Consider the following 5,581-nt stretch of genomic DNA (forward strand, 5'->3'; position numbering starts at 1 on the left):
GCGCCGATGGTACTTGGACCGCAGGGTCCTGGGAGAGTAGGACGTCGCCAAGCAATAGATAAAGACACTACCTAATGGTGGTGTCTTTTTTTGATTTTATATTATCCATTATTCTAAAAAGGTATGTCTTATTTGACTTGTATTTCCTTATCGTCCAATTTATACTTGATAAGATTGGCTTAGACGGGGGATCTATTTGTTTGTTTAGCAGTTACTTTTACTCTGTCCTCTTGTCTCTTTCCAGGGGAGCATAAATAACGTTTCTTCTTTAATAATAAAAATTAGTACCAGGTACTAGTATCTAGTGATATAATACATTTATAAAATATGGGAAGGTGATCGTATCGTATATTCTAAAGCGCAAATTACTGCAATAGGTACCTATGTTCCAGAGAAGGTGCTGACCAATACAGATCTAGAGAAGATTGTAGATACGAATGATGAGTGGATTGTTCAGCGTACCGGGATGCGGGAGAGACGCATTGCTGGGGAACATGAATACGTATCAGATATAAGCTGTAAAGCAATTGAAGATATGGTAAAGCGATATCATATTGATGTTAGTGATGTAGATATGATTCTTGTAGCTACGAGTACAGCAGAATATACCTTCCCTAGTGCTGCTGCAAGGATACAGCATTATTTTAATATACCTCAGACAGGAACAATGGATGTAAGCTCTGCTTGTGCAGGTTTTGTATATGGATTACAACTGGCAGACAGCCTGATTACGAGTGGAATGTATCATAAAGTTCTCGTAGTCGGCGCTGAAACTCTCTCTAAGATTACTGATTATACGGATCGATCCACCTGCATTTTATTTGGAGATGGAGCAGGCGCAGTTCTTGTTGAGAGAAGTGAAGATAAGCCTGGCTTCTTGGGATCTATGTCTGGAACTCAGGGTAGTGGAGGAATACACTTATATAAAACGGCTTTAGGTGAACAAATGGAGGGACAAGAGCTCCAGAAAGATGGCTATCTCGTGCAAAATGGCCGTGAAGTTTATAAATGGGCCGTACGTAATGTACCTGAAAAAACAAAAGAGCTGATACGTAAATCGGGTCTCACTCCATCTGATATTCAGTGGTTTGTACCTCATAGTGCGAATCTTCGTATGATTGAATCTATTTGTGAAAAGGGCCCAGTACCTATGGAGCGTACTTTAACTAGCGTAGAATTGCGAGGCAATACCTCGGCCGCTTCGATACCTCTTGCGATACAGATTGCTCTTGATGAGGGACGAGTGAAATATAATGATACGATGCTTTTGTTTGGTTTTGGAGGAGGACTAACGTACGCGGGAAGCATTATACGTTGGGGAGCTCCTGACATAGAGAAATAGTGAAGTTGTACAGAAGGATCTCATCTGGCTGAAATAGGCTAGGAGGTCTTTTTTTGTTTTTGATATATGTGAATATAAAATGAAGTGAAAAGAGGACAAGGGAACCGTAGATACCTTAGCATTTTCTCTGTGCTTTACGTGAATGTTATAATAGAAGTATTGCAGAAAGGGGAGAGTTATGAAAGTACTCGTATTAGCAGAAAAACCCTCGGTAGCACGTGAAATTGCACGCGTCATGGGAAGCCGTGAAAAACATAAAAGTTATTTTGAAGGACCACAGTATGTGGTGACATGGGCCCTTGGCCATCTGGTCGGTCTTGCGGAGCCTGAGGATTATGATCGTAAGTATGCAACATGGAATTTAGAAGATTTGCCGATTCTGCCGAAACAAACCAAGCTTAAGGTGCTTCGGGAGACGAATCATCAGTATAAAGCGGTAGCACAGCTCATGAAAAGATCGGACATTAAAGAACTGATTATTGCTACAGATGCCGCAAGAGAAGGAGAACTGCTTGCTCGCTGGATCATTCAGATGGCACATTGTAAGAAACCTTTTAAACGTCTATGGATCTCTTCACAGACGGATAAAGCAATCAAACAAGGTTTTGCTGACCTAAAGCCTGGACATCAGTTTGATCGTTTGTATGAATCCGCTCGCTGCCGCGCAGAAGCAGACTGGATGGTAGGTCTTAATGTAACAAGAGCTCTTACCGTGAAGTATGGGGCTCAGCTATCTGCTGGGCGGGTTCAAACGCCGACACTTGGTATGATTATGGACCGTGAAAAAGAAATTATGAATTTCCGCTCCGAAGAGTACGACACCATTGCGGCAGACTTCGGAGATTTTCAGGCAATGTGGCGTGCTGCTCAAGGGGATTCACGTATTTTTGACAAAACACGGACAGAAGAGCTGAAAAGTAAACTAGATGGAGCCTCTGCGAAAGTCGTTCAAGTGAAGAAAAGCGAAAAGGTGGAACCTCATCCTCTTGCTTATGATCTTACAGAACTGCAGCGAGATGCGAATAAAAAATACGGATTCTCGGCAAAACAAACCTCTAACCTGCTTCAACGTTTGTATGAACAGCACAAATTGGTTACTTATCCTCGGACAGACAGCAGATACTTAACGAGTGATATGACAGGTACGCTTAAAGAACGACTGGAAAGTGTGGCGGTTGGACCTTACAGTGCACTAGCACGCCCATTATTACGTAAGTCACTTCCTATCACAAAACGGATTGTGGACGATAGTAAAGTGAGCGATCACCATGCAATTATTCCAACAGAGCAAACGGTCATTTTAAATGCCCTTTCTACGGATGAGCGAAAACTATATGATCTCATTGTAAGAAGATTTATAAGTTTGTTCTATGGGCCTGCACGGTATGATGCAGTACAAGTGAAGTTAGAAGTGGAAAAAGAAATACTCACGGTAAAAGGAACTACGGTAAAAGATCACGGCTGGCGTGAAGTTTACGGGGCAGAGGGATATGAGGATGACACAGATATAGAAGAAGAATCCCATGAAGGGAAATCAGGCGGACAGCAGCTTCCAGAACTTCGTGAAGGTGAAACTTTTAAAATTCAGCGCTGCATTGTGAAACCAGGCAGAACACTTCCGCCAAAACGTTATAATGAAGCTGCCTTACTCGGTCAAATGGAGAAACATGGTCTTGGTACTCCTGCTACTCGTGCCGATATTATTGAGAAGCTGGTTAGTTCCGATACGATTGAACGTCAAGGGAATTCACTGCATCCTACAGGCAAAGGTAAACAGCTGATCGAACTAGCGGCTCCTCAGCTTCGTACACCGGAATTAACTGCGAAATGGGAAGCAGAACTTGAGCGAATCGCAAAAGGACAAGGGCAGCCGGAACCCTTTTTAAATGGAATTCGCACCATGGCGGGTGAGCTTGTCCGCAGCGTGAAAAATAGTACAGTGGAATACAAGCCGCATAACGTTTCCAACAGCCACTGCCCAGACTGCGGAACACGGTTATTAGAGAAGAAATCGAAACGTGGAAAATTCCTCGTGTGCCCTGCAAATGACTGTGGTTATAAACGTTCTGCAGAAAAAAGGCTTTCGAATCGCCGCTGTCCTCAGTGTCATAAAAAAATGGAACTTAAAGAAGGAAAAGCAGGACTGTATGTTCAGTGCCTTCCTTGTGGAATCACTGAAACACTTGATAAAGATAAGAAGCATGTGAATAAGCGTGAACAGCAAAAATTGGTGAAGCAATTTGAGAAAAAAGAGTCCATCGGTTCTAACCTCGGTGAACTTCTTAAAGCTGCGATGGAGCAGAAAAAAGAAGGGAAATAGAATAAGCTTCCCTTTCCTTTGGCAACATGTAAATTTTCCTTCGCATAATGGAACTAGAGGATGGCACCCTATACTTAGGGGGTGATCCACGAATGCCACATCATAAGCCGCTAAAAACGAAAAATCAGCAAAATAAGTCAAGTATACTTGAAGAAAGCAAGACGCTTCGTCCGAAAAAGGCAGCAGAATATCCGCCGAGTTTGAACGAAATTCCAAAACAGGAGTCGTAAGCGGCAAATCCTGTTAGCTTTCTTTTTATAAATGCTTATATGAAACTTGAAGTTAAACAGCAGCGCTTTTGATCTAAAGCGCTGTTTTTCTTATCATGGATTTATGCATAAAAATAACAAGGTTTCGTTACAATAAGATGTGAAATGATAACCACTTTGCCCCCTCTTTGCAGTGAGTACATTCATTGCCTATATGTTCCAGCTAGCGGTATAATAGAAAAGAACAAGGTAACTTAGAATGTTCACTGAAAGAGGTGATCGGGTGAGAGAGGGAATTATGGTATGGTTTGTTTTTATTAATTTGGTAGCCTACCTGGTGATGTCTGAAGATAAGAGAAGGGCCCAGAAAAGAAGAGACAGGGTGCCGGAAAAGACATTGTTCCTGCTTGCCGCAATTGGTGGGTCACTCGGTATTCTTATTGCGATGTACCGCAAACGCCATAAAACGAAACATTCCAGCTTTACCATTGGCATTCCTATTCTTTTGTTTATAAATGCCGTACTGTATGGATACTTTCTTAGCTAAGATGTGTAATGATTAATTTTGATGAAAATTGGTTAAAAACTACATACAGAAAGGTGGAGGTCCTCATGTCATTTTCGAAAATATTATTAGCTTATGATGGCTCACCGGTATCAAATAAAGCACTGGAAAAGGCAGTAGAGTTAGCGGGAATGTCAGAGAATTCAGTTCTAGATGTTGTACATGTATATGATTTTCCAAGAGTGTTTATTGGTGAGGGACTTGCTCCGATCCCGCCTTCCGTCAACAATGAGGTGTATGAACTTGCTGAACAAACGGTAGAAGAGGCCAAACAACGGTTGGCTGCTATCGGATCGAATGCTCGAGTTGAACTCATTCAAGGCTCCCCAGTAGATGTGATTATTGAATATATTAAGCAAAATAATATTGAACTGATTGTCATCGGCAGTCGTGGACTCAGCGGAATTCGTGAGTTTATGCTCGGAAGTGTCAGCCACCGCGTTGCACAGGAAGTAAGTATTCCGGTTCTTATTGTAAAATAAGCCAACGTATACAACTTATTTAGAAAAAGTACATTCTATACAAATAAATGCATAAAACCAGCATCTATCATTCGACGTGGTAGTTACTGGTTTTTTTATTTTATTTAATTATAAAAATTCCGAACATTATATTTATTGACCTATATATTGTTCGTCTTTAAGTTGACATGTGGTCTATTGGATTGGTAAACTATGAAAGGTAAAGTACGTAAACGTATACGTATACGTTTACGTTTACGTTTGTGTAAATAAAAATGTGAATATTATTAAAACCATATAAATGACTCGTATAAAGCCGGGGATATGGCCCGGAAGTATCTACCTGGAGACCGAAAATTTCCGGACTACGAGGATATCTGTACTTTTACAGTATAGGAAACTGCAGTTAATGACTGATGTTTTCCTATGTTATAAAGGGGAATACAGGTATCTTCTGTAAACTGTCCGGAATCCGTGAATTGATAATCATCTCAAGGATTTCGGTTTTTATTTTTAAATAGAGTTTGGATCAAGGGAGAGGATTGGATGTCAGTGCAAGTCGGTGTTATTATGGGAAGCAAATCAGATTGGGAAACCATGTCTCATGCATGTGAAGTACTCGAGGAACTTGGTCTTTCTTATGAGAAAAAAGTAGTATCTGCTCATCGTACACCAGATCTTATG

The 5,581-nt window shown here is 41.1% G+C and carries 6 protein-coding genes and 1 riboswitch; all 6 genes read left to right on the forward strand.

The features are described 5' to 3' along the window. The first annotated feature begins 343 nt into the window (after nt 1–343). A complete protein-coding gene (locus GQY27_RS20860; RefSeq protein ID WP_160037190.1) occupies nt 344–1,342 on the forward strand; it encodes a ketoacyl-ACP synthase III in 999 nt (332 codons plus the stop codon). Nucleotides 1,343–1,520: 178 nt separating this feature from the next. Beyond that, the gene (locus tag GQY27_RS20865; protein WP_160037187.1) at nt 1,521–3,662 is read left to right on the forward strand and encodes a DNA topoisomerase III; all 2,142 of its coding nucleotides are present in this window, start codon (nt 1,521–1,523) and stop codon (nt 3,660–3,662) included. Between the two features lie 92 nt (nt 3,663–3,754). Then, entirely contained in the window at nt 3,755–3,892 is a 138-nt protein-coding gene (locus tag GQY27_RS21570; RefSeq protein ID WP_201450772.1) for a hypothetical protein, read from the forward strand. 238 nt (nt 3,893–4,130) lie between these two features. Beyond that, the gene (locus GQY27_RS20870) at nt 4,131–4,418 is read left to right on the forward strand and encodes a DUF1294 domain-containing protein (protein WP_442950924.1); all 288 of its coding nucleotides are present in this window, start codon (nt 4,131–4,133) and stop codon (nt 4,416–4,418) included. Between the two features lie 65 nt (nt 4,419–4,483). Next, a complete protein-coding gene (locus GQY27_RS20875) occupies nt 4,484–4,918 on the forward strand; it encodes a universal stress protein (protein ID WP_160037189.1) in 435 nt (144 codons plus the stop codon). 265 nt (nt 4,919–5,183) lie between these two features. Then, a riboswitch (purine riboswitch) is annotated at nt 5,184–5,285 on the forward strand. Between the two features lie 158 nt (nt 5,286–5,443). Beyond that, on the forward strand, nt 5,444–5,581 hold a 138-nt coding region (locus GQY27_RS20880; protein WP_201450773.1), incomplete at its 3' end, for an AIR carboxylase family protein.

Source organism: Paenibacillus sp. An7 (genome assembly GCF_009870785.1).
In the GTDB taxonomy this organism is placed as follows: Bacteria; Bacillota; Bacilli; order Paenibacillales; family Paenibacillaceae; genus Paenibacillus.